At 50.5% G+C, this 1,115-nt stretch carries 1 protein-coding gene; it reads right to left on the minus strand.

The window, feature by feature from the left end:
• Nucleotides 1-9: 9 nt before the first annotated feature.
• A complete protein-coding gene (locus EKM85_RS11390) occupies nucleotides 10-1,008 on the minus strand; it encodes an IS30 family transposase (protein WP_125586988.1) in 999 nt (332 codons plus the stop codon).
• Nucleotides 1,009-1,115 lie beyond the last annotated feature (107 nt).

A 1,115-nucleotide genomic window follows, 5' to 3' on the forward strand; every position in this document is an offset into this window, starting at 1 on the left:
GACGAATTGTCAAATCAAGTGCAACTTTTTACCTAGGTAGACTTCAGCTGGTGTCTTCCAGCCCAAGACCTTGCGTGGTCGGTTATTCAGTTGTTCAACGAACGTGGTGATGTCCTGATCACTTAGTAAATCTAAGTCGGTTCCTTTAGGGAAATACTCACGAATTAGACCGTTGGTATTCTCGTTGGTGCCGCGCTGTTGCGGGGCGTGCGGGTCTGGGAAGAATACTTTGATTGCTAGTGCCTGACTGAGCTCTTGATAGTGTGCAAACTCGCTTCCTCGATCGGGCGTAATAGTTCTCGTTCGGCCTCGTGGCTGCTTACTTAGCAGAGCCGCCATTGCTTTCTCGACCTGATTGGCATTAGCTGTTGATACTCGCACTGAAAGCAGATAACGTGATCTACGGTCGACTAATGTGACTAGGGCTGAGTGTCCAGTCTTACCGCGGACTGTGTCACCTTCCCAATGCCCGAACCAACTCCGATTCTCTGCCGATAATGGGCGCTCATGGATCGAAGGCGCATCGTTGAACCGACCACGTCTTTCATTGATAGTGCCTTTCACCTTACGCGTCTTACCGCGATGACGCAGCTGTCGGGCAATACCACGAGCCCTATGACTTTTAAGCGGAACGCCAAGGTTGTCGCGGTAGATGCCGCGATAAATCGTTGGGTAACTGATCTGAATCGGACTGCTTTCGTGGCGTAGACGTCCGGCAATCTGTTCAGGCGACCAGTGCCAATCAATAATGTATCGCACTACACGCTCACGCACTTGATCATCAGAGAGGATATGTGGCCGGCGAGAGTGCTCACGCCTCTTCTCGTAACGTGTCTGAGCTTCCGCGACAGAGTAATTCTCCCAGCCGCCATTGCGAGCGACTTCACGGCAGATGGTGCTTCGAGACCGTCCCAGTGATTTCGCGATGGCTTCCTGGGTCAGACCATTATTGAGGCCAAGCAGTATCGTTTCACGTTCCTTTAAGGTAAGATGATTGTACGGGCTCATAGTCGAGTTCTCCTTGTTGTGGTCTTGTGGTGATTCCATTTTACAAGGACTCAGGCTATGAGTCTTTCTATTTAGCTAATTTGTTGCACTTGCATTGTAAATCCGTC

Origin of the sequence: Lacticaseibacillus jixianensis, assembly GCF_003946485.1 — a bacterium.
GTDB lineage: Bacteria > Bacillota > Bacilli > Lactobacillales > Lactobacillaceae > Lacticaseibacillus > Lacticaseibacillus jixianensis.

Coding starts and splice junctions, on each gene's coding strand:
- EKM85_RS11390 (WP_125586988.1), bottom strand. CDS start 1,008: ATGAGCCCGTACAATCATCTTACCTTAAAGGAACGTGAAACGATACTG.